This window comes from Mycobacteroides abscessus ATCC 19977, assembly GCF_000069185.1.
Taxonomy (GTDB): Bacteria; Actinomycetota; Actinomycetes; order Mycobacteriales; family Mycobacteriaceae; genus Mycobacterium; species Mycobacterium abscessus.
Map to the genome: position 1 here is coordinate 3,378,719 of NC_010397.1, position 24,555 is coordinate 3,403,273.

Genomic DNA, 24,555 nt, shown 5'->3' on the forward strand with positions numbered 1-24,555 from the left:
GCGCAGCAGAATACGGTTTCCGTTGAACTTTCGCCCAACATGAGCGGAATTCGTTTAGGCATTGCGCTCAGGCATCGGATTCCGCAATCAGCGAGTCGGCTCGCCGAAACTACGGTTTATGACGCATTTCCCGAGTAGCCGACGCACAACACGGCGTGTCGGCGCGGAGCGGCAGGCTAGGCCAGCGGGTTTGTCCCGTTGAGGAACACCCAGATGGCCGCGGCGCCTCCAAAGCCCAGCACCACGGCGGCGAAGGAACCGATGAACGGCCGGCGAGCCCAGCCGCGACCGGCATCAAACCCATACCGACCAGGACCGACGAGGATCACCGCGACAATCGCGACGATCATCAGCAGCTCGAACTCGTGCCCCTCCGGCCAGAAGATGGCGTAGCGATTGGCCTTATCGGACACCATGTCGGATAGCAGCACATTCACCGTGAATGCCAACGCGGCCGCACCCGCCAGCGGCGTCAGCAGACCCAGCACCAGTAGCACCCCGGCGCCCAGCTCCGCCGTCACGCCGACATAGGTAAGGATGTCGGCGTATTTGAAGCCGCGGTCACCGAGGGTTGCTTCAAAACCGCTCAGCCCCGTGCCGCCCCACCAGCCGAAGACCTTGCGCAGACCATGGGCGATGAGTACCGCGCCGACCCCGACACGCAGCAACAACAGCCCCAAATCCTGGGTACCGCGACGATCGCCCGCCGGATCCTGGGTGCCCCACGGCGCCGCGTGACGCGCGTGCACCGCCTCGGCGGATATCTGAGTGGTGGCAGGTTCGGCGTAGGGCAGCGGCGCTGGATCGTACAACGGTCCAACCTCTTTCACATTGTGGGAGCTCGTCAGCCTCTCCGCCTGGTACTGCGGGATTGCCGTGGTCTCGAAGTCGCCGCCGTAGGTAGCCGACGGCACATCATCTTCAGGGTCGACCAGTTCGGGCGGCTTACGCCACACCTGCGGATCGTCTGAATGGCCGGTCACGGGCCCCAGCGTAAGTCCAATGGAGGCCCGAATGTGGCGAGCAACGCCGTAAGGTCCGTAATCTTGCGGGCATGCTCATTCGCTCCAGCCCCGCGACGGGACCGACCAATGAGCCATCGGGGAGAAAACTGCTTGTCGGTTCGATGGCGGCACTGGCCGCAGCGGTGACGCTGCTTTCGGGCTGCGTGCGGTTCGATCCCACCCAGGATCAGCCGTTCACCGAGGTTCCCCGGCGCGGGGTTGCGCAGACCACGACCACCCCGCCGCCGCCATTGCCGGGTAAACCGTTTCCCAAGCAGTGCCCCGCCGAGGGAGTGATGCAGGGATGCCTGGAAGCCACCAGCGGCCTCATCATGGGCAGCGACGGCAAGACCGCCCTGGTCGCCGAGCGCGCGACCGGTGTCATCAAAGAGATCGCGACGAGCGCCGAGCCCAAGATCAAGACGACCATCCCCGTCGACCCGTCCGGCGACGGCGGCCTGTCCGATATCGTGCTGTCCCCCTCGTATCAGCAGGACCGGCTGATGTACGCCTACATCAGCACCCCGACCGACAATCGGGTGGTGCGCGTCGCCGACGGCGATGTGCCCAAGGACATCCTCACCGGGATCCCCAAGGGCCCGACGGGCAACGCCGGGTCGCTGGCGTTCACCAGCCCCACCACACTGGTCGTCCAGACCGGGACGGGCGGTAACGCCGGCGCCGCCAATGATCCGAACTCTCTGGCCGGCAAAGTCATCCGCATCGAGCAGCCCACCACCGTGGGCCAGACCCCGCCCACGACCGCGATGAGCGGCCTCGGCGACGGCGGCGCCATGTGCGTGGACGCCGCCAACGGAGCGCTGTACGTCACTGATCGCGCGCCGGCGGGCGACCGGCTGCAGAAGCTCACCAAGGACGGCAAGATCTCAACGGTGTGGACCTGGCCGGACAAGCCGGGGGTGGCCGGATGCGCCGCACTGGACAGCTCGGTGATGGTCAACCTGGTGTTCAACCAGACCACTGTGGTGGTGCGCCAGAACCCCGAAACCGGAGCTGTCACAGGCGATCCCGAGGTACTGCGACAAAAGGAACAGCACGGTCACGTGCGGGCCCTCAAACTCTCGGCCGACGGCAACGTCTGGGGCGGTTCCATCAACAAGGACTTCGGTACCGCCACCGACACCGAGGACGTGGTCTTCCCACTGTTCCCCAAGGGCGGCGGATTCCCCCGCGCCAACGACGACCTGGACTAACTAGGCCTGGCCACAGGCCTTGAGCACCAAGTCCTTGACCAGCGCGGCGTCGGCCTGACCCTTGGTGGCCTTCATCACCGCGCCGACAATGGCGCCCGCGGCGGCGACCTTGCCATCGCGGATCTTCTGGGCGACATCGGGGTTGGCGGCCAGCGCCTCATCGACAGCAGCCTGGATCACCGAGTCGTCGCGCACCACGACCAGACCGCGATCCTTCATCACCTGCTCGGGCTCGCCCTCACCGGCGAGTACGCCGTCGACGACCTGCCGCGCCAACTTGTTGGACAGCTTGCCGTCCTTGATCAACGCGACCACGGCGGCCACCTGAGTGGGCGTGATGGGCAGGTCCGCCAGTTCAACCTCACGCGAGTTGGCCTGCTGCACCAGGTAGTTGCCCCACCAGGAGCGTGCGTCCTCACTGCTGGCGCCCTCGGCGACGGTGGCCTGCACCAGTTCGACCGCCCCGTTGTTGATCAGGTCGCGCATCACCTCGTCGGAGACGCCCCACTCCTGCTGGATACGGCCCAGCCGCAGCCAGGGCAGCTCCGGGAGGGTGCCGCGCAGCTTCTCGATGAGCTCCGCGCTGGGCGCTACGGGCTCGAGGTCGGGCTCCGGGAAGTACCGGTAGTCCTCGGCGGTCTCCTTGCGGCGTCCGGCGCTGGTGGAGCCGTCCTGCTCGAGGAAGTGCCGCGTCTCCTGAATGACGTCCTCGCCCGCGTCTAGAACCGCTGCCTGGCGCCGCATCTCGTAACGCACCGCCACCTCGACGCTCTTGAGCGAGTTGACGTTCTTGGTCTCGGTCCGGGTTCCGAACTCACCGGCGCCGGTGGGCATCAGCGACACATTCGCGTCGCAGCGCATCGACCCATGGTCCATGCGCACATCGGAGACATCCAAGGCGCGCAACAGATCCCGCAATGCCGTCACGTAGGCGCGGGCGATCTCCGGGGCGCGCTGCCCCGTCCCCTCGATAGGTTTGGTGACGATCTCGACCAGCGGCACACCCGCACGGTTGTAGTCGAGCAGCGACTCGGTGGCGCCGGAGATGCGGCCCGTCTCGCTACCGATGTGGGTCAGCTTGCCGGTGTCCTCTTCCATGTGCGCGCGCTCGATATGCACCCGCCACGTGGTGCCGTCTTCCAGCGGAACATCGAGGTAGCCGTTGAACGCGATCGGCTCGTCGTACTGGGAGATCTGATAGTTCTTCGGCTGATCCGGGTAGAAATAGTTCTTGCGGGCGAATCGGCCCCAGGGAGCGATCTCGCAGTTCAGCGCCAGACCGATCCGGATGGCGGATTCGACGGCCTTTTCGTTGACGACCGGCAGCGAGCCCGGCAGACCCAGGCAGACGGGGCAAATCTGGGTATTGGGTTCCGCGCCGAAGGTGGTCGGGCAGCCACAGAACATCTTGGTGGCCGTGGACAGTTCGACGTGAACCTCCATACCGAGCACCGGCTCGTATCGGGTCAGCACGTCGTCGTAGTCCAGCAGTTCTGTCATGCTGCGATCCTAATAGGTCGGCTTGAGTGGCCGAACAGACACGTTATGCGCAGAAATCGCAGGTAGCGTCGGCTCAGCCGAAGAACGCGGCGGCATCCTCGTAGCGGTTTTTGGGGACCAGCTTGAGCTGACGGGTCGCTTCCGCCAGTGGTACCCGCCCGATGTCTTGGCCGCGCAGCGACACCATCACTCCGAACTCCCCCGCGTGCGCGGCGTCGGCGGCGTTGACGCCGAATCGGGTGGCGAGCACCCGGTCGAAGGGTGTGGGAGTGCCCCCACGCTGCACATGCCCCAGCACCGTGGTGCGCACCTCTTTGTTGATGCGCTTCTCGATCTCTACTCCCAGCTGCTGCGCCACCCCGGTGAATCGCTGATGCCCAAACTCGTCAATTCCCCCGTCGCGCAGCTCCATTGAGCCCTCGGCCGGCTTGGCGCCCTCGGCCACCACACAGATGAAATGCGAATCCCCGCGCTGGAACCGGCCTTTGATCAGCCGACAGACCTCATCCACATCGAACGGCACTTCGGGGATCAGCGTCATATGCGCACCCGAGGCCAGTCCCGCGTGCAACGCGATCCAGCCCGCATGCCGACCCATCACCTCGACCAGCATGACGCGCTGATGGGATTCGGCTGTGCTGTGCAACCGGTCGATTGCCTCGGTGGCGATGGTCAGCGCCGTATCGAATCCGAATGTGACATCGGTGCAATCGATATCGTTATCGATGGTCTTGGGCACCCCGACCACGGGAACGTTCTCGTCGGCCAGCCAGCTGGCGGCGGTGAGGGTGCCTTCTCCGCCGATCGGGATCAGCACATCGATCCCGTTGTCGTCGAGGGTCTGCTTGATCTGATCCAGTCCGGCACGCAGCCGGTCGGGGTTGGTGCGTGCGGTACCGAGCACCGTCCCGCCCTTGGTGAGCAGCCGATCATTGCGATCGTCGTTGTGAAGGTGGATTCTGCGGTTCTCCAATAGACCACGCCAACCGTCCTGGAAGCCCACGACCTGCGAGTTGTAGCGGTTGGCGCAGGTTCGCACCACCGCGCGGATCACCGCATTCAGGCCCGGACAATCGCCGCCACCGGTGAGAACTCCGATACGCATAGCCCCATCATGCCCGTGACCGCGCCCGGCGGCAGCGCTACGAGGCCCGCGGTATCCGACTCGGAATGCTCAGCCGGAACCCGTCCCAGACCGTGCGCCGGTCGCCGCCCAGGTTCTGCTCGACGCGAAGTTCGCGGTCGAAGACCAGCACCGGCCAATCCGGGCCGCGATAGGGCGGCCAGTCCCCGCTAGGAACCCCGTTGCGCGCGAAGGCCACCCACCGCTGTTGCACATCATCGACAACCCGCGACGCGTCTCTGTGGGTGAAGCTGCCGGTCAGGATCGGGCCTGCGGGGCCCCGATAATTGCCGAAAACCGCAAGCAGCTCGGTGGCGTGCGATCCCTCCAGACCGGCGGCCCGCACCGGCCAGGGTGCGTAGTCGAACTGGTACACGTACACGGGTGCGAAATGTTGGTGAGCCTGGGCAATCCGCCAGACCGAGGAGGTGAAGAACATATCCCCGGCCAGTCGCAGCCGCGCCTGCATCGACGGGTATCCCACGTAGGCGGCGGTAATCCGTTCCTGGTAGCCGGGGCCTCCGCGGCCGAGTATCTCCAGCTGTTCGGCCTCCGACAGCGGCATCACCTTGATCGCCTTGGTGAAGAGCTTGGCCTCGTCGGCGTTACTGCCGATGATCAGCGGAACCCTGTGCGCTTCACCGCCTTCGATGGACTCGACGGGCTTCTTCGGCAGATAGTTCCCGTCGACCGACGGACCGAACGGGAATCCGCCCTCGGCGATCAGCTTTCGCTGCGCGCGCAGAAGCTGCCGTGGTGAGGCGTTCAGGACGGTCGCGGCGGCATTATCGGATGTAGCGCCGAGGATTTCGGCGAACCTGCGGGCATCGTAGGCCACCGAATCGGCGTCGGCCGCCAAACCGCTCGCGGTGCTCTGGATGATCGCCTTATGAAAAAGTCCCGCGGCGGCAGGCGTGGCCATCAAGGTCTCGACGCCACTGCCCCCGGCGCTCTCACCGAAGATGGTGACGTTCTCCGGATCCCCACCAAAGGCAGCGATGTTCTCGCGCACCCACTGCAGCGCGAGAACGAGGTCACGCAGGTACAGGTTGCTCTCAATGACGTGCCTGTCGTCGGATAACGACGATAAATCGAAGGCACCGAACGCACCCACGCGGTAATTCGCCGACACATAGACACATCCGCGGCGCGCCAGAATCGATCCCTCATACGGCGGACTGCTGGAGCTACCGAGGAAATAGCCGCCGCCATAGATGTAGAACATCACCGGCAGCGGCCCGTCGGGCAGCTGTTCGGGAGCAACCACATTGAGTGTCAGGCAGTCCTCACTGCGCTGCTTCTGCGGCGTGAAAATTTTGGGCTGGTAGGGCGCCGCACCAAATCTCTTGCAGCGCCGCACCCCCTCCCACGGCTGCGCGGGGCGTGGTGCCCGTAGGCGTAGTGGGCCCACCGGCGGTTCGGCGTAAGGGATGCCACGGAAGCGGCGCATGCCGCGCCTGACGAAACCTTCCACCTCGCCGTTGTTTGTCACTACACGTAGGGGCGCCGATGCCATGGGAGCGAACCTAGCGGGGCCCACCGGCCAGCGCTAGTCACGCGAGGGGGCGGATCTACGCCACGCGTCACCGAAAAACCCGGGAGTGGCGAACAGGAAGCTCAACGTGCCCGTGAACAAGACCACGGCCATCGCGCTGCCGGCCGCAGTGACGCGCGGGTACCACGGATAAGCCGCGATCATCAGGGCCGCAATAATTTCCATGGTTCCCAGGGCACGTGACACGGCAGCGGCACGGGCGTAATCGAAAATCCATCTCATCGATGGGCTGTGCTCGATGAGCGCTCACGAGTCCATCTTCAGATACTTGCCAACCTTATCCAGGCCAATCTCGCACCGGCCCAAAGACTTTCGTCAGTTGTTCAGATCCGGGCACGAGACGTCGACGTACACGGTGGTGGACGACATCGCGCTGGACTGTCCTGCGGGCGGTGCCGATACGCCGTGCACATCCGTCACCGTGCACTGTGACAACGGCGCGGACACGCTGCCGTTGAGTTGCACCGAATACCCCTGCTTCTGCAGATTTGTCACCGTGTCGCCAGCGTTACCGCCCCCGGTGCTCGTGGACGCCGCGGCCGTACCCGCCAATCCCATGGCGGCCACGGCGAAAGCGGAAGCGGTGATGGCGGTGAATGCGAACCTCTTCATGATGAACTCCTTGAGAGTTGTGCCGCGGACTGGTTCCGGCGACAACACAAGGCTCGGCCCGCAAGGCGTTTGTTCCTTGAGCGCACACTGAAGATTCGATGCAAGAAATCGACGGCAGATGACAACCCGAAACAGGGCTGTGAACTGCTATTTCCGTATCTCAACGGCTCCGGGCGCTATCGGTGCGCCAAGGAAACTCTGAAGTTTCGATGAAGAAACGCGGCCCAGGCACCGCGACCTTCGACCTGGGCCAAGCTCTCGGTGCACCATTGGCGCATGGACGGTTCATCTCGCACTGCCGCCGCAGGTCCCGTACCGGACTACCGGGCACTGGTGGTCGACGACGAAGTGCCGCTGGCAGAGGTGGTCGCCAGTTATCTCAAGCGAGAATCCTTCGAAGTTCATCTCGCACACGACGGCCGCCGCGCACTCGATCTGGCGCGCGAGGTCGATCCCGACGTGGTGATCCTCGATATCGGCCTGCCCGGCGTGGACGGCATCGAGGTCTGCCGGCAACTCCGCGTCTTCTCAGACGCCTACGTGGTCATGCTGACCGCCCGCGACACCGAGGTGGACACCATCGTCGGCCTGTCGGTGGGAGCCGACGATTACGTCACCAAGCCCTTCAGCCCGCGGGAGGTCGTCGCCCGGGTGCGCGCCATGCTCCGCCGGCCCCGCCGCGCGCCGGAATCGCCAGCGGCAGTGACTCCGGAACTGAGCCCTCCCCGCGTCTTCGGAGCGTTGCGCATCAATGTCGACGGCCGCGAGGTGCACGTCGGAGAAAGGCCAGTCACATTGACCCGCACGGAATTTGACGTCCTGGCCGCGCTGTCATCCCGGCCGGGCATCGTGCTGAGCAGAAAGCAACTGCTCGACACGGTGTGGGGCGACACCTGGGTGGGCAACGACAACATTGTCGATGTCCACGTCGGGCATCTGCGTCAGAAGCTGGGCGATAGCCCCTCCCAGCCGCGATACGTGATGACCGTCCGCGGTGTCGGCTATCGCATGGGGACCGGATCGTGACACGTCCCCGATACGGCATCGGCCTGCGCCTGCTGGTGGTGAACTCACTGGTGGTCCTGGCCGGAATAGCCACGACCAGCGTGGTCGCCGCGATCGTCGGGCCGCCGATGTTCCGCCGCCTCATGGATCAACAGGTATCGCCCGGCGCCGGGAACGATCACCCCTATGAGCGTGCCTTCCGCGATGCCACCGCGATGTCCATCGGGTTCGCGGTCGCGGTGTCGGCCCTGGCCGCGCTCACGCTCAGTTGGTATCTGAGCCATCGAGTGCATCGCTCGGCCACCGCGCTGTCGCAGGCGGCCTCCGCCGTTGCCGACGGGAATTACGACATTCGGGTGCCGCCACCCCGGTTGGGCAAGGAATTCGACGCCGTCGCCGCGGCGTTCAACAAGATGGCGCAGCGGCTCGGCGCGGTGGACGAGGCGCGTAGACAGATGCTGGCGGACCTGGCTCACGAGATACGGACGCCCGTGGCGGTGCTTGAGGCGTACATGGAAGCGGTGGAAGACGGTGTGCAACAACTGGATCAGCAGACGGTCGCGACGCTACGGGACCAGACCCGTCGACTGACGCGGTTCAGTATCGACGTCAACGCGCTGTCGGTCGCCGAGAGCCGCACCACGTCGATTGACGCGAGATCGGTGTCTCCGGCCGATTTGGTCACTACCGCGGTCGCCGCGTTCGCGCCGCGCTATCAGACAAAGGGAGTCATCCTCACTTCTCACGCCGACGACGGGCTGCCCGATGTATGGGCCGATCCTGAACGCATGGGCCAGGTGCTGAGCAACCTGCTCGACAACGCCCTACGTCACACCGGCCCGGGCGGCCAGGTCACCGTGACGGCGACAGCGACCGGCACCGGCGCCACGATCGCCGTCGCCGACACCGGCGACGGAGTTCCGGCCGAGCATCTGGACCGACTGTTCGATCGCTTCTATCGCGCCGATGCCGCCCGCGATCGGCAGCACGGTGGAGCAGGTATCGGGTTGTCGATCGCCAAGGCACTTGTCGAGGCGCACGAGGGACGCATCGAGGCGCACAGCGCGGGACACGCGGCCGGGACCACCTTCACCGTGTCTCTGCCCCGTCCGAGCGATCATCCGGAAAAAGCACCCGGTCAGCGGCCCGGCTGAATCACCGTGGGACGCGTCTTGGTGGCGGGGATGGTTGCCAGCGGCGCCTTGTTATCGGGGTCCGGCGCCGAGCTCATGTGCGGGTCATTGGAGTGGATGCAGGCCTTGTCGGTCTGCACCGAGCAGCTCAACCGCTGGGCCGAGCTGTCACCGGGAGCCTGCAGCACCGCCGGTGTGGCCGCGAACACACCGCAGAGCGAGATGGTCGCGACGCACGACGATAGGCGGGGCATGCACTTCACGGTACGCAGCAGACGGCCGGGAATCGCCCCTTATCAACTGCCAGTTACCTGTGCGTTCCTACAGCGCTGCGGGCAACGCCCCACGGGCGGTTTCATAGGCAGCACCCACGCGGTACAACCGGTCGTCGGCGAGCGCGGGGGCCATGATCTGCAGACCCACCGGCAACCCGTCGTCGGCAGAAAGACCTGAGGGCACCGACATTCCGCAGTGTCCGGCCAGGTTCAGCGGCAGGGTGCACAAGTCGAACTGGTACATCGCCAGCGGGTCATCGACCTTCTCCCCCAACCGGAATGCGGTGGTGGGGGTGGCCGGGGTGACCAGCACGTCGACCTGCTCGTAGGCCCGCTCCAGATCGCGCTTGATCAGGGTGCGCACCTTCTGTGCCCGGCCGTAGTAGGCGTCGTAGTACCCGGCGGACAGTGCATAGGTGCCGATCATGATGCGGCGCTTGACCTCTGGTCCAAAGCCTGCCGCCCGGGTGAGCGCCATGACTTCCTCGGCGCTATGCGTTCCGTCGTCCCCGACCCGCATGCCGTACCGCATGGCGTCGAAGCGCGCCAGATTGGACGACACCTCCGACGGCAGGATCAAGTAATAGGCCGGCAACGCGTATTCGAAGTGCGGACAGGACACCTCAACCACATCGGCGCCCAATGCGGTGAGCTGCTCGACGGCCGCGTCGAACGACGCCATCACACCCGGTTGGTACCCGTCGCCACGCAGCTGAGTGACCACACCGACGCGGACACCCTTGAGGTCTCCCGAGGCACCGGCGCGAGCCGCGGCCACGACATCGGGTACCGGTTCGTCGACGGACGTGGAGTCGCGCGGATCGTGGCCCGCGATCACCTGGTGCAAGAGCGCGGTGTCCAAAACCGTGCGCGCGCAAGGACCGCCCTGATCCAGCGATGACGCACAGGCGACCAGGCCGAAACGCGAAACTGTTCCATAGGTGGGCTTCACCCCGACGGTCGCGGTGAGTGCGGCGGGCTGCCGGATGGAGCCACCGGTGTCGGTGCCTATGGCCAGCGGAGCCTGGAAAGCGGCCAACGCGGCCGCGCTACCACCGCCCGAACCGCCCGGAACCCGCTCAACGTCCCAGGGATTGCGGGTGGGTCCGTATGCGGAGTTCTCGGTGGAAGAGCCCATCGCGAACTCGTCCATGTTCGTCTTACCCAGGATCGGTATCCCGGCCCCGCGCAGCCGCGCCGTCACGGTTGCGTCGTAGGGCGGCACCCAGTTCTCAAGGATCTTGGAACCACAGGTGGTCGGCATGTCCCGAGTGGTGAAGACGTCCTTGAGCGCCAGCGGGACACCGGCCAGTCCCGACGGCACCGAGCCCGCCGCGATGGCGTCATCGACGTCTTTCGCGGCGGCCAGCGCCTGCTCCCCCGCAACATGCAGGAAGGCCCGGTACGTCTCGTCGGTGCTGGCGATCTGATCCAGATGCGCACGTGTCACCTCGACGGAGGAGACCTCGCCCGAATGGATCAGTGCGGCCAGCGCCGCGGCGTCCTGCCTGATCAGGTCGGTCACTCTTCTTCCCCCAAAATCTGCGGCACCGCGAAACGTCCCTCGGCCACCCGGGGCGCCGCGGCCAGCGCCTCCTCCGGGGTAAGGCATTCGGCGATCACATCGGGCCGTGTGACATTGACCGCATCAAGCGGCGAGCTCGTGGCATCTACCTCGTCGAGCTCATCGGTGGAAACTGCACTGATCTGGCTGACGTGGCCGAGGATCGCGTCGAGTTGCCCGGCGTATCCGTCCAGCTCAGCGTCGGTCAGCGCAAGCCGGGCCAGTCTGGCCAGGTGCGCGACCTCGTCACGGGATATGGCGCTCACGGCTAGATAGCCTAGAGGGCGGCTGTGTCTGACCTGTGCCACAGTGTTGGACGTGCCGTCATATCTGCTGCGCCTACAGCTCGCTGACCGTCCCGGAAGTCTGGGGTCGGTCGCCGTTGCGCTCGGCACCGTGGGCGCAGACATTCTGTCCCTGGATGTCGTCGAGCGCGGCCCGGGCTATGCCATCGACGACCTGGTCATCGACCTTCCGCCCGGCTCCATGCCCGATTCGTTGATCACCGCCGCCGAGGCCCTGAACGGGGTGCATGTGCATTCCATCCGCCCGCACACCGGCCTGCTGGAGGCGCATCGGGAACTGGAGCTGATCGACAGGGTGGCCGCCGCCGCGGCATCCGCGCGCCTCGAGGTGCTCGCCCAAGAAGCCCCCCATGTGCTGCGCGCGAATTGGTGCACCGTGGTGCGGCAGGACGGCACCGGATTCATCCGGGTGGCCGGAAGCGCGGGCGCCCCCGAGACCCAGGCCACCTCCGCTCCTTGGCTGCCGCTGAGCCGTGCACAGGTCCTCGAAACCACTGCCGAATGGGTGCCTCAACTATGGAAGGACATGGACACCACGTTGGCCGCGGCGCCATTGGGATCGGGTGATACCGCAGTGGTGCTTGGTCGTCCCGGCGGCCCCGAGTTCCGCCCCTCGGAGGTGGCTCGTTTGGGCTATCTGGCCGGGATCGTCGCCACCTTGGTGCGGTAGCGGTCGGTTCACAGCAACGGCACAGCCAATTCCCTGAGTCGCCCGGCACACTCACTGACGTGACTGACACTGACGCGTCCATGAGCCGGACACGGGAACGACTCATCTTGGCAGCCATTCTGCTGACGATCACCGTGGTCTACCTGTGGGACATCAGCCAGAACGGATGGTCCAACGCCTTCTACGCGGCAGCGGTCCAATCGGGTAGCGAGAGCTGGAAGGCATGGTTCTTCGGTAGCTTCGATCCGCAGAACTACGTGACCGTCGACAAGCCGGCGGGCGGCCTGTGGCTAATGGGATTGTCCGCCAGGCTCTTTGGCTTCTCGAGCGCCAGCATGCTCATTCCGCAGGCCATCCTGGCGATAGCCAGCGCCGCCTTGATCCGTGCGGCGGTGCGGCGCCAGGCCGGCCCCGGCGCGGGCCTGCTCGCGGCAGCCCTGTTCGCCCTCATCCCGGTGGTCTCGGTGATGTTCCGGCACTCAAATCCCGACGCCCCGATGGTGTTCGGCATGGTGTTAGCCGCCTACTTCACCACACGCGCCATCGATTCCAAGCGCTCGCGCAGTGCCGCCGGCTGGCTGGCACTGGCTGGAGCGGGTATCGGGTTCGCATTCCTGTGCAAGACCCTCGAAGGCCTGCTGGTGGCTCCCGCACTGCTGCTGGCCTACCTGGTGTCTGCCAAGTGGCCTTGGAAGACGACGCTTCTGCACATCCTCGGCGCGGGCGTGGCGCTGCTGGCCTCCTCGGGATGGTGGATGGCCGCGGTAGCGCTGACCCCGGCAGCCAGTCGTCCCTACGTCGACAACTCCACGGATAACAGTGAATGGACGCTGGCAGTCGGTTACAACGGCCTGGATCGTCTGCTGGGCGGCGACTCGCAGGGCATGGGCGGCGGCCGGGGCAGCGGTCCGGGGTTCTCGGGCACCCCGGGCATCTTCCGGCTATTCCAGGACACCCAGGCCGATCACATCGCGTGGCTGCTACCCACGGCATTCATCGCGCTGATCCTCGGCGTGATCATCGCCGGCAAGACACCACAAACCGGCGGCTGGTTGGGCCGCGCGCGTGCCGTCACCACCAATCCCGCGGGGGCAGGGCTGGTTTTATGGGGTACCTGGATGGTGTCCAACTACGTGATCCTGAGCTATATGGCCAAGCAGTTCCACCCGTACTACACCTCGGCCATGGCCCCGGCCATCGCCGGCTGCGTGGCCATCGGCACGGTGCTGTTGTGGCGGCACCGATCCGAGCGGATCGGCACGTTCGGGCTCAGTGCCCTTACGCTCAGTGCCACCGTCATGGCGTTCGTGCTGCTGCGGCGCATACCGACATGGCAGCCCTGGCTGCGGTGGGTGCTACTGATCGGCGGCCTGGTGGTGGCCATAGCGCTCACGCTTGGCGTGCTGGAGCGAAATTCACGCCTGCGTTACGCCATTGCGACTCTGGCGCTTGCGGTTTCGTTGGGGGGATCGATCGCGTTCACCCTCGCCAATGTCACCACGCCGAAGCTGGGCGGGCTGTCGACATCGGGTCCGGCGATCGCCGAGGACGATAAGTTCGGCGGTCAGTCACCCGAGCCGCTCGATCCTGCGCTGGCCGCGTTGATCAAGGATTCCGGCGCCCGCTGGCCGGTGGCAACCACCAACACCCGTACGGCCGCGCCTATTCAGCTGGATACCGATGCCCCGGTGATGGCGATCGGCGGATTCTCCGGGCGCGACAACCCGATCACCCTGCAACAGTTCATCGACTACACCCAGGACGGCACCGTCCAGTTCTATGCCGAATCCGTCAAGGACAAAGACAAGGACAAAGATCAACCGCCGAAGGACGATGAGCCAAAACGGGTAGCCGACGAAATCCAGAAATGGGTCGAGAACCACTTCTCTTCAAAGGATTACGGCGACTTGCGAGTGTTCGACCTCTCGATTCCGCCGAAATCATAGAGTTGCGGGGCAGAATCTGGCCGCCTGCACCGCCACGCTACGCGGGCGGCCCGTCGGCCAGCAAGGCCCGGAATCCATCCTCGTCGAGGATGGTCACCCCGAGCTCAACGGCCTTGTCATACTTGGATCCCGGCGAATCTCCGACAACCACGAACGCTGTCTTCTTGGACACCGAACTCGCGGACTTGCCGCCCCGGGCGATGATGGCCTCCTTGGCCTCGTCGCGCGAAAAGCCTGGGAGCGAACCGGTTACGACGATGGACAACCCTTCCAGGTTGCGCGGTATGGAGTCGTCACGCTCATCGGCAGTCCGCACGCCCGCGGCGCGCCACTTGTCGACGATGGCGCGATGCCAGTCGACGCTGAACCAATCCACCACCGCGGCTGCGATCGTGGCCCCTACCCCCTCGACCGCCGCCAACTGTTCGACGGAGGCACCCTCGATGGCTTCCAGATCGCCGAATTCGGTGGCCAACGCGCGCGCCGCGGTGGGACCGACATGGCGGATCGAAAGCGCCACCAGCACCCGCCACAACGGCTGTTGCTTCGCCTTGTCGAGGTTGTCCAGCAGCCGGGCCCCGTTGGCGGACAGTGCACCGCTCTTGGTCTTGAACAGATCGGTGCGCAGCAGGTCATCAGCGGTGAGGCCGAACAGATCCCCCTCATCCTCGATCACACCGGCCGCGAGCAGCGCTATTGCCGCCTCATAGCCGAGGGCTTCGATATCGAAGGCGCCGCGTCCCGCCACATGGAACACCCGCTCCCGCAGTTGCGCAGGACAGCTACGCGAGTTGGGGCAACGAATGTCGGCATCGCCCTCCTTCTCGTGGGCCAGTGTGGTACCGCATTCGGGACACGCTGTGGGCATGACGAATTCGCGCTCATTGCCGTTTCTCAGATCGGCAACCGGACCCAGCACCTCGGGAATCACGTCGCCGGCCTTGCGAATCACCACCGTGTCGCCGATCAGCACACCCTTGCGCTTGACTTCGGAGGCATTGTGCAGGGTCGCCAACGACACCGTCGATCCGGCTACCTTGACCGGAGTCATGTACGCGAACGGGGTGACCCTGCCGGTGCGGCCCACGCTCACCCGGATGTCGAGCAGTTCGGTTGTCGCCTCCTCCGGCGGGTACTTGTAGGCGATAGCCCAGCGGGGTGCGCGCGAGGTACTGCCGAGGCGGCGCTGCAGCGCAACCGTGTCGACCTTCACGACGACACCGTCGATCTCGTGTTCCACGTCGTGGCGATGTTCCGCCCAGTAGTTGACACGTTCCTGCACTTTGGCAATGCCCCGCACCTTGGTGGTGTGCGTCGAGACGGGTAATCCCCACTCCCCCAATGCCAAGTACGCATCATGCAAGCTCTCCGGCGAAAAGCCTTCGGCCCGGCCGAGCCCGTGACAGATCATCCGCAGCCGCCGCCTGGCCGTGATCGCCGGGTTCTTCTGCCGCAGGCTGCCCGCGGCACTGTTACGAGGGTTCGCGAACGGCGGTTTGCTTTCCTCGACGAGAGAAGCGTTCAGCGCCTCGAAATCCTCCAGCCGGAAGAACACTTCACCGCGCACCTCCAGGAGCGCGGGTATCGGATATTTCTCAGACTTCGCAAGCCTTTCCGGCACGTCCTCGATGGTCCGGGCGTTCAGGGTGACATCCTCACCGCTACGCCCGTCCCCACGAGTGGCCCCGCGTACCAGCACGCCGTTCTCGTACACCAGCGAGAGCGCCACACCGTCGATCTTCAGCTCGCACAGGTATTCCGGCTCCTGACCGATATCGCCACGCACCCGGGCATCCCAGGCCGTCAATTCATCGGAACTGAATGCGTTGTCCAAACTCAGCATTCGCTCCAGGTGATCGACCGATCTGAATTCGGTGACAAATCCCGCGCCGCCGACCAACTGCGTCGGCGAATCCGGTGTGCGCAGCTCGGGGTACTGCTCTTCCAGCGCGGTCAGCCGCCGTAGCAGCTCGTCGAACTGTCCGTCAGAAATGACGGGGGCGTCCTTGACGTAGTAGCGGAACTGATGGCCGCGCACCTCTTCGGCCAGCTCGCCCCATTGGCGCTGGATGTCGGAATCCATACCCGGCAGGCTAACGGACCCGCCCGACAGCGCCCCAACCCTACGATGTGCCCATGGGCACGCACCCCATCATGTTCACCGAGGACGATCCCGGTCTGGCTGAGCTGCGCCGACTGGCGCTCGCGCTACCGGAAGCCGCCGAACAGATCTCCTGGGGCCGCCCCGTCTTCAAGGCCGGCAAGATCTTCGCGATGTTCGGCGGAAACGCCAAGGGCGCCACCAAGGGCACCATGATCGCCCATCCGTACTCAGTGCTGGTCAAGGTCGACGATTCCGAACGTCTCGCGCTGGTACAGGACGAACGCTTCTACTACCCGGCCTACATGGGGCCCTACGGCTGGCTCGGGCTGGACTTCGCCATCGCCGAGGTCGACTGGGACGAAGTCGCCGAACTCCTGGATGCGTCATACCGGCTGATCGCGTCCAAACGGCTGATCAAGCTGCTCGATCAGCGCCCGCCGGGTGGGCCTGATCGTTAACCAGAGCTCAGCACCTCCTGGAGCGGCGCCGATCTTTTGACAAAGTTGGCGAGCTCATTGAGAATTTGCTAACTCGCCGACAAAACCTGGTGGGTAGATGATCATCGATTACTCAGAAGAGCCAAAATTGCTTCACTGACACTGAGGCGCTTGGCAGATCACAGGGGGGCTACCGATGTTTGGTATTGCTGGCAGATTCCCACTGGCGGCGGCTCCGGCTGCCGTGCTGGTGGCAGCAGCACTGATATGGACTGTGCCCACCGCAATCGCGCACGCCGACGCGCCGCTGGTGTATCCCGGCATGAGAATCAACCAGGGCACACAAAGCTGCACACTGGGCTTCGTCGATCCAGGTGCTCGGATCGGGCTCACCGCGGGGCATTGCGCACTCGACTCCGACGGGCCGGTCTACGACGACAGCGGCAACCGCGTCGGCACAGCGGACATCGCACACTTCGAGCCCACCCCGCAGGACAAGAGCTTCGCCGAGCAACCCCCCATCGACTACGAGGGCATTGCCTTTTACGAGGGCATACCAATCAACAACGTGCTTCCCAACGGCCTTGTCCTGGAATCCAACCCAAAAATCGTGCCGGCAATCGGCATGCCGGTATGCCGTAGCGGTGTTACCACCGGGGAAGCGTGTGGGGTCATCCTCGAGACCACTGACAGCCTCTTGGTCATCGACGGGCTTCCCGCCGACCACGGTGACTCCGGCAGTCCGGTCTATGCCATCACCGAGCCCGGCCGCGCGGCGATCGTGGGGATTACCACCGAAGTGCTAACCAGCAAGTCAACGGGCCAGCGGGCAACGATGGCGATCTCCTGGCGGGCGATTTGGCGTCAGATCAAGAGCGATATCGACCGAGTGGGACACGCGGATATGCCACCGGACCCACCCAGGAACGCCCGCGAGCCGGCGGGAGACGTTCCCGCCGAACCGCCGACCAGTGATGTCTGACTCGATGAGAGCGCGCGGGGCGGTGCACACCAGCGCAGGTGTGGTCCCGCCAGGCCGGATCGGCGCTCGCTGGTGGACAACGCAACGCAAACTCGAGCGCCCCTCATACATCACAAGTGGCGAATTCTTAGCCTGAGCACATGACCTTCAACATCGCATGATGCGCGAGTACTGGCAATCTCATCGGGCGCTGTCGACCATCTGCATCGCAAAGACAGAAACGAAGGTGCCTCTAGGGCTACCCGTTACCTGAGCACGGTTCCTCCGCCAGTCCGTCGCCAATTCGCATAGGCTCGTAGCGACACGGAGAGTCGTGCCGCGTGCTCTCCTCATGCTGGTCGGGGCTTTGTTGACGGTGAACGTGGCAGACAGAGAGCTACGGCGTGACCAGTGTCGGCGATAAGGGTCGACGAACCGGCCCATGGGGACGGCTGACGGCGTATGCCGCGGCCGTCGCCGCCCTATCCGGGATAGGCCTTGCCAACCCGATTGCCGCACATGCCGATCCACTGATCTACCCGGGTATGGAGATCATCCAGCGGCCGCCCGGCAAAGAATCGCTGAGCTGCACGCTCGGTTTCGTGGATCCCGCCGCACGCGTTGGAGTCACCGCGGGCCACTGCGGCGGCAACGGGCCGGTGTTCACCAGCGACGGCGTCCGTATCGGACAGCTCGCGGTGGCCCAGTCCAACATCAAGCCCGAGGGGCCGCTGGCGCGCGACGACTATCGGATCGACTATGAGGGCATCGCCTTCGACGACGGCGTACCGATCAACAACGTACTGCCCAACGGGCTGCGTCTCGGAGTCGATCCCGCCGTCGTGCCCCGGGATGGCCTGCCGGTATGCCGGGTGGGAATCACCACCGGAGAGGCCTGCGGGGCCATCGCGGGATTCGGCAACGGCTGGTTCCTCGTCGACGGCGTGCCCGCCGAGCACGGGGACTCCGGCAGTGCCGTGTACACCGTCACCTCACCGGGCAACGCGGCCATCGTAGGAATCGTCAGCGCACGCTTCACGGCCAATCAGACCCGACGGGAATCCACCGTGGCGCTGTCCTGGCCGACGGTGCAACAGCAGATCCGAAACGACATTGCGGCCTCGCGCCGGCCCGAGATCGCCAGCCCGGTGGCGAGCAACCCACAGCCACCACCGCCGGCAATCAACCCGCAGGCACCACCGATGGTTCTACCCCCGGCGCCTTCCGACGACCGTCCCAGCGGTCCCGCGAGAATGGTTGTCCCCTAACCGTCATGCGCCCGTTTTTGTGGATAGCCACCATCGTTGCTGTGCTGTGCGTGCTCCCCGCCGTGAATCCAGCACCCGTGCACGCCGAGCCGCCACTGGTGTACCCCGGCATGCTGATCTACCAGGGCTCGCTCAGTTGCACGCTCGGTTACGTGGACCCCGCGCTTCGTGTGGGCATCACCGCCGGGCATTGCTTCAACGGCGACGGCATTATCCGCAACGGCGACGGGGCCGCCGTGGGGCACAAGGTGCTGGCGCACGACAACCGTCCCCCCGAGGGGCCGGTATACGAGAACGAGTACACCATCGACTACGAGGCCATCTCGATCGACGACGGACTGCCCGTCAACGATGTCCTGGCCAATGGCCAACGGCTCGAACGCGATGACACGGTGATCCCCGATGTCGGCATGCCGGTGTGCCGTACCGGCTTCACCACGGGCGACGCCTGCGGATCGGTGACACGAATTGGCAACGGCTGGTTCAGGTTCAACGGTCCGGTGATCGCCAAGGGCGATTCCGGGGGGCCGGTCTACACCCACGTGGGCGACCGCACCGTGCTCGTCGGCATCATTCGCGGTTTCATGACAAGCCAGTCCGGTGACGATGTCCAGTCGTGGGCGATGTCGTGGCCTTCGGTCATCAAACAGCTTCGCGAAGACCGCAAGGGCCTGCTGCCCGCGTGAACCCGTAGGCTCACGCCCATGGCTGATTCTCTTCACGCAAGCGGCTCATCGGTGTCTGATTCTCTTCGCGCAAGCGGCTCATCGGTGTCTGATTCTCTTCACGCAAGCGGCTCATCGGCCGACGGCTGGAAAGCCTTCACCGTCGAGACCACCGGGCATATCGCACAGGTCACCCTCATCGGCCCCGGCAAGGGCAATGCGATGGGCCCCGACTTTTGGCGAGAGCTACCGCTGATCTTCACCGAGCTCGACGCCGACCCCGAGGTACGGGCGGTGGTGCTCGCGGCCGCCGGTCGGCACTTCAGCTACGGATTGGACCTGCCGGCGATGGCGGGCACCTTCATGCCGCTTATGGCCGAGAAGGCACTGGCCAAACCGCGCACAGACTTCCTCGACGAGATCCGCCGGCTACAAGCCTCAGTGACAGCCGTCGCCGACTGCCGCAAGCCGGTGATCGCGGCAATTCAAGGCTGGTGCATCGGTGGCGGGGTGGATCTCATCGCCGCCGCCGATATCCGGTACGCCAGCTCCGAGGCAAAGTTCAGCGTGCGCGAGGCCAAGGTGGCGATTGTGGCCGATATCGGTTCGCTGCACCGGCTTCCGCCGATCATCGGTGACGGCCACCTGCGCGAACTGGCGTTCACCGGCAAGGACATCGACGCTGCCCGGGCCGAGAAGATCGGTCTCGTCAACGACGTGTTCGACACCCCCGAAGCGACGCTGGCCGCCGCGCATGCCACCGCGGCCGAGATCGCGGCGAATCCCCCGCTGGTGGTGCAGGGCGTCAAGGACGTCCTGGGGCGCGAGCGCGAGAACGTCGTGGCCGACGGCCTCAAGTACGTCTCCACCTGGAATGCCGCGTTCCTGCCGTCGGAGGATCTACAGGAGGCCATCGGCGCGGTCTTCGAGAAGCGGGAACCCGACTTCAAGGGGCGCTAGGCGCGGTAGCGGCCCCAGTGCACGGCATCCTCCAGGGGGCGCCCTGTGCGCCAGCCAAACCGCTCCAGGTCGGGCCGTTCGGCGAATTCACGTACCGGACCCACACACAACCAGGCGATCGGCCGGATATGCGCGGGCGCGTCAATCAGTTCGGCCAGGAACTGTTCCTCGTAGAAGGACACCCAGCCGACACCGATCCCCTCGGTGACGGCCGCGAGCCACAGGTTCTGGATCGCCAGCACCGCGGAGAAGAGCCCCGCGTCGGAGATGGTGTGACGGCCGAGGATATGCGGACCACCGCGCCCATGGTCGTAGGTGACCACCACCCCGGTGCCACTCTCACGAATACCTTCAATCTTGATGGGGTCGAAGGTGTTTCGCCGCCCTTCGGGAAGGCTGTCGGCGAATCTCTGGCGTTGCAGAGCGACATGCGCGGCGAAGTCATCCAGCATGCCTGGTTCGCGTATCACCACGAAATCCCATGGCTGACTATTTCCGACACTGGGCGCACGGTGCGCGGCCTGCAGCAGCTTCATCAACGTCGCGTCGTCGACAACCTGACCGGTGAACTCGGCGCGCACGTCCCGGCGGGTGGCAATGGCTTGGTAGACGTCCATCACAGCGCATCCGGGTCGGCGTCGATCAGGTCACTGACCTTGCGCGTCAATTCGGTTGCCTTACGAGCCCATTGAAGGTCAGTACCGGCAAGCCCACAGCCGGCGCTGACTCCGACCCGGTCACGCAGCATGGCTCGACCGAAACCCAGCTTGTCGGCAAGCGCCGCGGTGCGCGTCGCCAGCACATCGGACGATATCGGAGTCGAGGGCGCCTGCGCGGGAATCACGCCCAGCACCACGGCCTTTCCGGTGTCCAGCACCGAGGCCAGCCCGTCAAGTGCATGCGCATCGGCGAGGTGCGCGACATCTATCGCGATGGCGCGAATATTGGCTTCGCGCAACAGCTCCCATGGAGGGTCAGAGGCGCAACAATGCACCAACAGCTCACCCCCCACCGCCTCGGCGCACTGGTCCAACAGTGCGGTCGCGGTCGGCACGTCGACCGGATGCACCGGTGAGAACATGCTGGTGCCGGACAGCCTGCCGTCCAGCGCCGCAGGCAGAGACGGCTCGTCGATCTGTACCATCACGGGCACACCTAGCCTGCGAGACAGCGTGGCTCGATGCTGCGCCAGGCCTTCGGCCAACGACGCCGCCACGTCCCGGACGGCCCCGGGGTCGGTGATCGCGCGGTGGCCGTTGGGCAGTTCCAGCTCTGCGGCGAGCGTTACCGGCCCCGGCCCCTGAACCTTGACGGCACGTTCACTGCCACGATGTCCGCCGCGCTCCCATTCCTCCTCAAGCGCATCCATATCCTCGTCGAGAAAGCCGCGCGCCCGCCGAACCACGGCGCCGGGGCGAGCGGTAGTCCGGTACCCGGTGGGTGACACGTCGATGGCGATATCGACCAGCAGCGCGCCGGCACGGCCGATCAGATCGGCACCAACGCCGCGCGCCGGCAGTTCCACCAAATGCGGCAGCGGCAGCTCGGCCACCACGATCTCGGTCGCGTCACGCGCCTGTTGACCAGGCCACGAACCCAGACCAGTTCCCTTCGCCCACATACTCACAGACAAGACGTTAGGCGCCATGGGCCAGGAGATCCTCGATCGGCCCCTTGGCGAAGTAGATGACGAACAACATCGCCACCACATACAGCAGCGGATGCACCGACCGAAATCTGCCACGTGCGAGCGCCAGAACCACCCAGCTGATGAACCCGACGCCGATCCCGTTGGCAATCGAGTAGGTGAACGGCATCGTCACCACTGTGAGAAAGCAGGGCAACGCGTAGTCGAACCGGGTTAGGTCCACGCTGCGCAACTGCCCGATCATCATCGCGCCGACCACCACCAGAGCCGGCGCCGCCGCCTCCAGCGGCACCACCGAATACAGCGGTGTGAAGAACATGGCCGCCAGGAACAGCAGCCCGGTAACAACGTTGGCCAGCCCGGTGCGTGCGCCCTCCGCGATTCCGGAGGCCGACTCGACATATACGGTGTTGGAGGACGAGGAGGAGACACCACCGATCACCGCTCCGACACCCTCCACAGTGAGCGCCCGCCCGATGCCCGGCAACGTGCCGTGCTCGTCGGCCAGGCCGGCCTCCTTGCCCAGGCCCGTCATGGTGCCCATGGCATCGAAGAAGTTGGAGAGCACCAACGCGAACACCAGCACCGTCGCCGACAGCACGCCCACCCGCGTAAAGGCACCGAAAAGGTCGACCTGGCCCAGCAGACTCAGATCCGGCATGCCGCCCGCCGATGACGGCCAATCGGGCACGGTGAGATTCCAGCCCTTGGCATCGGTGGGTTGCGCACCCCGGCCGCACAACGCCTGCGCGATCATCGATACGACAGTCATCGCCACGATGCCGATGAGCAATCCGCCACGGACCTTGCGCACCACCAGGATTCCCATCAGCAGCACACCCGCGGCAAAAATCAGCGTCGGGATGGTGGCCACCGAGTTGTCGATACCCAGCCCTACCGGCACGGTGGTGTTTGCGGCATCGGGGACGCGACGCACAAAGCCGGCGTCGACAAAGCCGATGAATGCGATGAAGCATCCGATACCCGCGGCGATCGCCGCTTTCAGCTCGTCGGGAATCGCATGGAAAACCGCAGTACGAAATCCTGAAATGCCAAGCGCCACAATGATCAGGCCGTCGACAATCACCAACCCCATCGCCTCGGGCCACGTCATCTGGGGAGCGAATGACACTGCCAGCAGACTGTTGATGCCCAGTCCGGCGGCAAGCGCGAACGGGTAGTTGGCGACGAATCCGAACAGGATCGACATGACACCGGCAGCCAGGGCCGTGACCGCCGCTACCTGTCCCACCGGGAGCACGTGGCCCAGCACATCCACGTTGTGCGCGCGTCCCGGCTCGCCACCGATGATGAGCGGGTTGAGTACCACGATGTAGGCCATCGCGAAGAAGGTGACGACCCCGCCACGAATCTCTCGCCCGAGAGTCGACTGCCGTTCAGTTATCCGGAAGAACCGGTCCAGGAGCGCAGTCATAGCCGTTGAACGTACAGGCCACGGCTAACAAACGCCCACCGGTGCATTCGGCGAGAGGGGACTTTCCCACCCGCAGTGAGGGACCTTCGTCACTAGAGGCACCGCGGACATGCTCGGTCAAATATAAGTGTCACTTTCAGACACAGATAATCCCGCAACCGAGGAACGCATCCATGGCCCAGAAGGAATTCACCGACCTCGAGCTCCTACACGAGCTCGAACCCGTGGTCGAGGAGAACACTCATCGCCACCTCGGCGTATTCAAAGAGTGGAACCCGCACGACTACATCCCCTGGTCGGACGGCAAGAACTACAAGGCCCTGGGCGGGCAGGACTGGGATCCGGAGCAGTGCAAGCTGTCCGAGGTCGCGAGGGTGGCCATGGTCACCAACCTGCTCACCGAGGACAACCTGCCCGCCTATCACCGCGAGATCGCCATGAACTTCACCATGGACGGCCCGTGGGGCACCTGGGTCAACCGCTGGACCGCCGAGGAAAACCGGCACAGCATCGCCATCCGCGACTACCTGGTGGTCACCCGCTCGGTGGACCCGGTGGAACTGGAGAAGCTACGGATGGAGCAGATGACCCGCGGCTTCTCCCCCGGCCAGAACCGCCAGGGCGGCGACGAACTCTTCGCCGAGAGCCTGTTCGACTCGGTGGCCTACGTGTCCTTTCAAGAGTTGGCCACCCGCGTCTCGCACCGCAACACCGGGGTCGCGTGTGCCGAGCCGATCGCGCAGGAGCTGCTCAAACACATCTCCAACGACGAGAACCTGCACATGATCTTCTACCGCAACATGGTCGAGGCAGGTCTCGAGATCGCGCCCAACCAGGCGGTGAAATCCATCCATAAGGTGCTCGACAACTTCACGATGCCCGGCTACACGATTCCTGGCTTTCGCCGCAATGCCGTCACCATCGCCACCGGCGGTGTCTACGACCCACAACTGCACCTTGCCGAGGTTGTGCAACCCGTGCTGCGTAAGTGGCGCATCTTCGAACGCGACGACATCAACGGTGAGGGCGAGTGGTACCGCGAAGACCTGGACCGCATCATCACCGACCTCAAGAAGACGGCCTCCGACTTCGATGAGGTCAAGGCCAAGTACCTGGAACGCCAGGCCAAGCGCGCAGAACGCCAGGCCGCCAAAGTCTAGCTCTCTCCGCT

General features: G+C 65.1%; 24 protein-coding genes. 11 read left to right on the forward strand and 13 right to left on the reverse strand.

What is annotated here, in order from left to right; all coding sequences use genetic code 11:
* Positions 1-176: 176 nt before the first annotated feature.
* On the reverse strand, positions 177-983 hold the full coding sequence (locus MAB_RS16895) for a DoxX family protein (RefSeq protein WP_005081390.1): 807 nt from the start codon (positions 981-983) through the stop codon (positions 177-179).
* A 71-nt stretch (positions 984-1,054) separates the two neighbouring features.
* On the opposite strand from MAB_RS16895, the gene MAB_RS16900 reads away from it, so the two are divergent.
* The gene (locus MAB_RS16900) at positions 1,055-2,218 is read left to right on the forward strand and encodes a PQQ-dependent sugar dehydrogenase (RefSeq protein ID WP_005091650.1); all 1,164 of its coding nucleotides are present in this window, start codon (positions 1,055-1,057) and stop codon (positions 2,216-2,218) included.
* On the opposite strand, the gene gatB is transcribed toward MAB_RS16900, so the two are convergent.
* The 5 genes from gatB to MAB_RS16925 all read right to left on the reverse strand — a co-directional run bounded on the left by gatB (position 2,219) and on the right by MAB_RS16925 (position 7,008).
* Positions 2,219-3,718 (reverse strand): Asp-tRNA(Asn)/Glu-tRNA(Gln) amidotransferase subunit GatB, encoded by a 1,500-nt coding sequence (gatB, locus tag MAB_RS16905; protein ID WP_005093966.1) that lies wholly within the window; start codon positions 3,716-3,718, stop codon positions 2,219-2,221.
* A gap of 73 nt (positions 3,719-3,791) precedes the next feature.
* Entirely contained in the window at positions 3,792-4,823 is a 1,032-nt protein-coding gene (locus MAB_RS16910) for an ATP-dependent 6-phosphofructokinase (RefSeq protein ID WP_005056808.1), read from the reverse strand.
* Positions 4,824-4,860: 37 nt separating this feature from the next.
* The gene (locus MAB_RS16915; RefSeq protein WP_005111757.1) at positions 4,861-6,357 is read right to left on the reverse strand and encodes a carboxylesterase/lipase family protein; all 1,497 of its coding nucleotides are present in this window, start codon (positions 6,355-6,357) and stop codon (positions 4,861-4,863) included.
* 33 nt (positions 6,358-6,390) lie between these two features.
* Complete coding sequence (locus tag MAB_RS16920) at positions 6,391-6,618, reverse strand: DUF417 family protein (RefSeq protein ID WP_005081384.1); 228 nt, start codon at positions 6,616-6,618, stop codon at positions 6,391-6,393.
* A gap of 93 nt (positions 6,619-6,711) precedes the next feature.
* Positions 6,712-7,008, reverse strand: a complete 297-nt coding sequence (locus MAB_RS16925) for a hypothetical protein (protein WP_005081381.1) — start codon at positions 7,006-7,008, stop codon at positions 6,712-6,714.
* A gap of 276 nt (positions 7,009-7,284) precedes the next feature.
* Between MAB_RS16925 and MAB_RS16930 the strand changes: the two genes are divergently transcribed.
* Both MAB_RS16930 and MAB_RS16935 read left to right on the forward strand, forming a co-directional pair.
* Complete coding sequence (locus tag MAB_RS16930; RefSeq protein WP_005111761.1) at positions 7,285-8,034, forward strand: response regulator transcription factor; 750 nt, start codon at positions 7,285-7,287, stop codon at positions 8,032-8,034.
* Positions 8,031-9,167, forward strand: coding sequence for a HAMP domain-containing sensor histidine kinase (locus tag MAB_RS16935; RefSeq protein WP_005091654.1), 1,137 nt, complete (start codon positions 8,031-8,033; stop codon positions 9,165-9,167). Before MAB_RS16930 ends, MAB_RS16935 begins: the two co-directional genes overlap by 4 nt.
* Here MAB_RS16935 and MAB_RS16940 read toward each other — a convergent pair.
* From MAB_RS16940 to gatC, 3 genes are all read right to left on the reverse strand, one after another.
* Positions 9,152-9,355 carry a hypothetical protein gene (locus tag MAB_RS16940; protein ID WP_005111762.1) on the reverse strand — a complete coding sequence of 68 codons (204 nt, stop codon included), beginning with the start codon at positions 9,353-9,355 and terminating at the stop codon, positions 9,152-9,154. The genes MAB_RS16935 and MAB_RS16940 overlap by 16 nt on opposite strands.
* A 112-nt stretch (positions 9,356-9,467) precedes the next feature.
* Complete coding sequence (gene gatA / locus MAB_RS16945) at positions 9,468-10,946, reverse strand: Asp-tRNA(Asn)/Glu-tRNA(Gln) amidotransferase subunit GatA (RefSeq protein ID WP_005081368.1); 1,479 nt, start codon at positions 10,944-10,946, stop codon at positions 9,468-9,470.
* Positions 10,943-11,251, reverse strand: a complete 309-nt coding sequence (gatC, locus tag MAB_RS16950; protein ID WP_005056788.1) for an Asp-tRNA(Asn)/Glu-tRNA(Gln) amidotransferase subunit GatC — start codon at positions 11,249-11,251, stop codon at positions 10,943-10,945. Before gatC ends, gatA begins: the two co-directional genes overlap by 4 nt.
* Positions 11,252-11,303: 52 nt before the next feature.
* Here gatC and MAB_RS16955 point away from each other — a divergent pair, with 52 nt between their 5' ends.
* Both MAB_RS16955 and MAB_RS16960 read left to right on the forward strand, forming a co-directional pair.
* The gene (locus MAB_RS16955; RefSeq protein WP_005133144.1) at positions 11,304-11,960 is read left to right on the forward strand and encodes an ACT domain-containing protein; all 657 of its coding nucleotides are present in this window, start codon (positions 11,304-11,306) and stop codon (positions 11,958-11,960) included.
* A gap of 80 nt (positions 11,961-12,040) precedes the next feature.
* The gene (locus MAB_RS16960) at positions 12,041-13,906 is read left to right on the forward strand and encodes a glycosyltransferase family 39 protein (protein ID WP_005114528.1); all 1,866 of its coding nucleotides are present in this window, start codon (positions 12,041-12,043) and stop codon (positions 13,904-13,906) included.
* Positions 13,907-13,943: 37 nt separating this feature from the next.
* Here MAB_RS16960 and ligA read toward each other — a convergent pair whose 3' ends face one another.
* Complete coding sequence (gene ligA, locus MAB_RS16965; RefSeq protein ID WP_005111766.1) at positions 13,944-15,989, reverse strand: NAD-dependent DNA ligase LigA; 2,046 nt, start codon at positions 15,987-15,989, stop codon at positions 13,944-13,946.
* A gap of 53 nt (positions 15,990-16,042) precedes the next feature.
* Here ligA and MAB_RS16970 point away from each other — a divergent pair, with 53 nt between their 5' ends.
* The 5 genes from MAB_RS16970 to MAB_RS16990 all read left to right on the forward strand — a co-directional run bounded on the left by MAB_RS16970 (position 16,043) and on the right by MAB_RS16990 (position 20,301).
* Positions 16,043-16,468: an MmcQ/YjbR family DNA-binding protein gene (locus MAB_RS16970; protein ID WP_005093972.1), complete on the forward strand. Its 426-nt coding sequence runs from the start codon at positions 16,043-16,045 to the stop codon at positions 16,466-16,468.
* Positions 16,469-16,643: 175 nt separating this feature from the next.
* Positions 16,644-17,429 carry an Rv1815 family serine proteinase gene (locus MAB_RS16975; protein WP_005093973.1) on the forward strand — a complete coding sequence of 262 codons (786 nt, stop codon included), beginning with the start codon at positions 16,644-16,646 and terminating at the stop codon, positions 17,427-17,429.
* Between the two features lie 383 nt (positions 17,430-17,812).
* Positions 17,813-18,676 carry an Rv1815 family serine proteinase gene (locus MAB_RS16980; RefSeq protein WP_005081359.1) on the forward strand — a complete coding sequence of 288 codons (864 nt, stop codon included), beginning with the start codon at positions 17,813-17,815 and terminating at the stop codon, positions 18,674-18,676.
* Positions 18,677-18,681: 5 nt separating this feature from the next.
* Positions 18,682-19,362: an Rv1815 family serine proteinase gene (locus MAB_RS16985; protein WP_005093974.1), complete on the forward strand. Its 681-nt coding sequence runs from the start codon at positions 18,682-18,684 to the stop codon at positions 19,360-19,362.
* An 18-nt stretch (positions 19,363-19,380) separates the two neighbouring features.
* Positions 19,381-20,301, forward strand: coding sequence for a crotonase/enoyl-CoA hydratase family protein (locus MAB_RS16990; RefSeq protein ID WP_005111769.1), 921 nt, complete (start codon positions 19,381-19,383; stop codon positions 20,299-20,301).
* Here the strand turns inward: MAB_RS16990 and bluB are convergent.
* The 3 genes from bluB to MAB_RS17005 are packed head-to-tail and all read right to left on the reverse strand — an operon-like array spanning position 20,298 to position 23,384.
* On the reverse strand, positions 20,298-20,918 hold the full coding sequence (gene bluB, locus MAB_RS16995) for a 5,6-dimethylbenzimidazole synthase (RefSeq protein ID WP_005077141.1): 621 nt from the start codon (positions 20,916-20,918) through the stop codon (positions 20,298-20,300). The genes MAB_RS16990 and bluB overlap by 4 nt on opposite strands.
* Positions 20,918-21,922 carry a methionine synthase gene (locus MAB_RS17000; RefSeq protein ID WP_005093977.1) on the reverse strand — a complete coding sequence of 335 codons (1,005 nt, stop codon included), beginning with the start codon at positions 21,920-21,922 and terminating at the stop codon, positions 20,918-20,920. Before MAB_RS17000 ends, bluB begins: the two co-directional genes overlap by 1 nt.
* Positions 21,923-21,938: 16 nt before the next feature.
* Positions 21,939-23,384, reverse strand: coding sequence for an NCS2 family permease (locus tag MAB_RS17005; RefSeq protein ID WP_005081351.1), 1,446 nt, complete (start codon positions 23,382-23,384; stop codon positions 21,939-21,941).
* A gap of 173 nt (positions 23,385-23,557) precedes the next feature.
* Between MAB_RS17005 and MAB_RS17010 the strand changes: the two genes are divergently transcribed.
* Complete coding sequence (locus MAB_RS17010; protein ID WP_005081350.1) at positions 23,558-24,544, forward strand: acyl-ACP desaturase; 987 nt, start codon at positions 23,558-23,560, stop codon at positions 24,542-24,544.
* Positions 24,545-24,555: the final 11 nt, after the last annotated feature.

Excerpts from the sequence above, each read along its gene's own strand:
- gatB (WP_005093966.1), bottom strand. The coding sequence starts at position 3,718 with ATGACAGAACTGCTGGACTACGACGACGTGCTGACCCGATACGAGCCG.
- MAB_RS16990 (WP_005111769.1), top strand. The coding sequence starts at position 19,381 with ATGGCTGATTCTCTTCACGCAAGCGGCTCATCGGTGTCTGATTCTCTT.
- MAB_RS16930 (WP_005111761.1), top strand. The coding sequence starts at position 7,285 with ATGGACGGTTCATCTCGCACTGCCGCCGCAGGTCCCGTACCGGACTAC.
- MAB_RS16925 (WP_005081381.1), bottom strand. The coding sequence starts at position 7,008 with ATGAAGAGGTTCGCATTCACCGCCATCACCGCTTCCGCTTTCGCCGTG.
- MAB_RS16900 (WP_005091650.1), top strand. The coding sequence starts at position 1,055 with ATGCTCATTCGCTCCAGCCCCGCGACGGGACCGACCAATGAGCCATCG.
- MAB_RS17000 (WP_005093977.1), bottom strand. The coding sequence starts at position 21,922 with ATGTGGGCGAAGGGAACTGGTCTGGGTTCGTGGCCTGGTCAACAGGCG.
- MAB_RS16915 (WP_005111757.1), bottom strand. The coding sequence starts at position 6,357 with ATGGCATCGGCGCCCCTACGTGTAGTGACAAACAACGGCGAGGTGGAA.
- MAB_RS17010 (WP_005081350.1), top strand. The coding sequence starts at position 23,558 with ATGGCCCAGAAGGAATTCACCGACCTCGAGCTCCTACACGAGCTCGAA.
- MAB_RS16960 (WP_005114528.1), top strand. The coding sequence starts at position 12,041 with ATGAGCCGGACACGGGAACGACTCATCTTGGCAGCCATTCTGCTGACG.
- MAB_RS16910 (WP_005056808.1), bottom strand. The coding sequence starts at position 4,823 with ATGCGTATCGGAGTTCTCACCGGTGGCGGCGATTGTCCGGGCCTGAAT.
- MAB_RS17005 (WP_005081351.1), bottom strand. The coding sequence starts at position 23,384 with ATGACTGCGCTCCTGGACCGGTTCTTCCGGATAACTGAACGGCAGTCG.
- bluB (WP_005077141.1), bottom strand. The coding sequence starts at position 20,918 with ATGGACGTCTACCAAGCCATTGCCACCCGCCGGGACGTGCGCGCCGAG.
- MAB_RS16970 (WP_005093972.1), top strand. The coding sequence starts at position 16,043 with ATGGGCACGCACCCCATCATGTTCACCGAGGACGATCCCGGTCTGGCT.
- MAB_RS16985 (WP_005093974.1), top strand. The coding sequence starts at position 18,682 with ATGCGCCCGTTTTTGTGGATAGCCACCATCGTTGCTGTGCTGTGCGTG.
- ligA (WP_005111766.1), bottom strand. The coding sequence starts at position 15,989 with ATGGATTCCGACATCCAGCGCCAATGGGGCGAGCTGGCCGAAGAGGTG.
- MAB_RS16920 (WP_005081384.1), bottom strand. The coding sequence starts at position 6,618 with ATGAGATGGATTTTCGATTACGCCCGTGCCGCTGCCGTGTCACGTGCC.
- MAB_RS16975 (WP_005093973.1), top strand. The coding sequence starts at position 16,644 with ATGTTTGGTATTGCTGGCAGATTCCCACTGGCGGCGGCTCCGGCTGCC.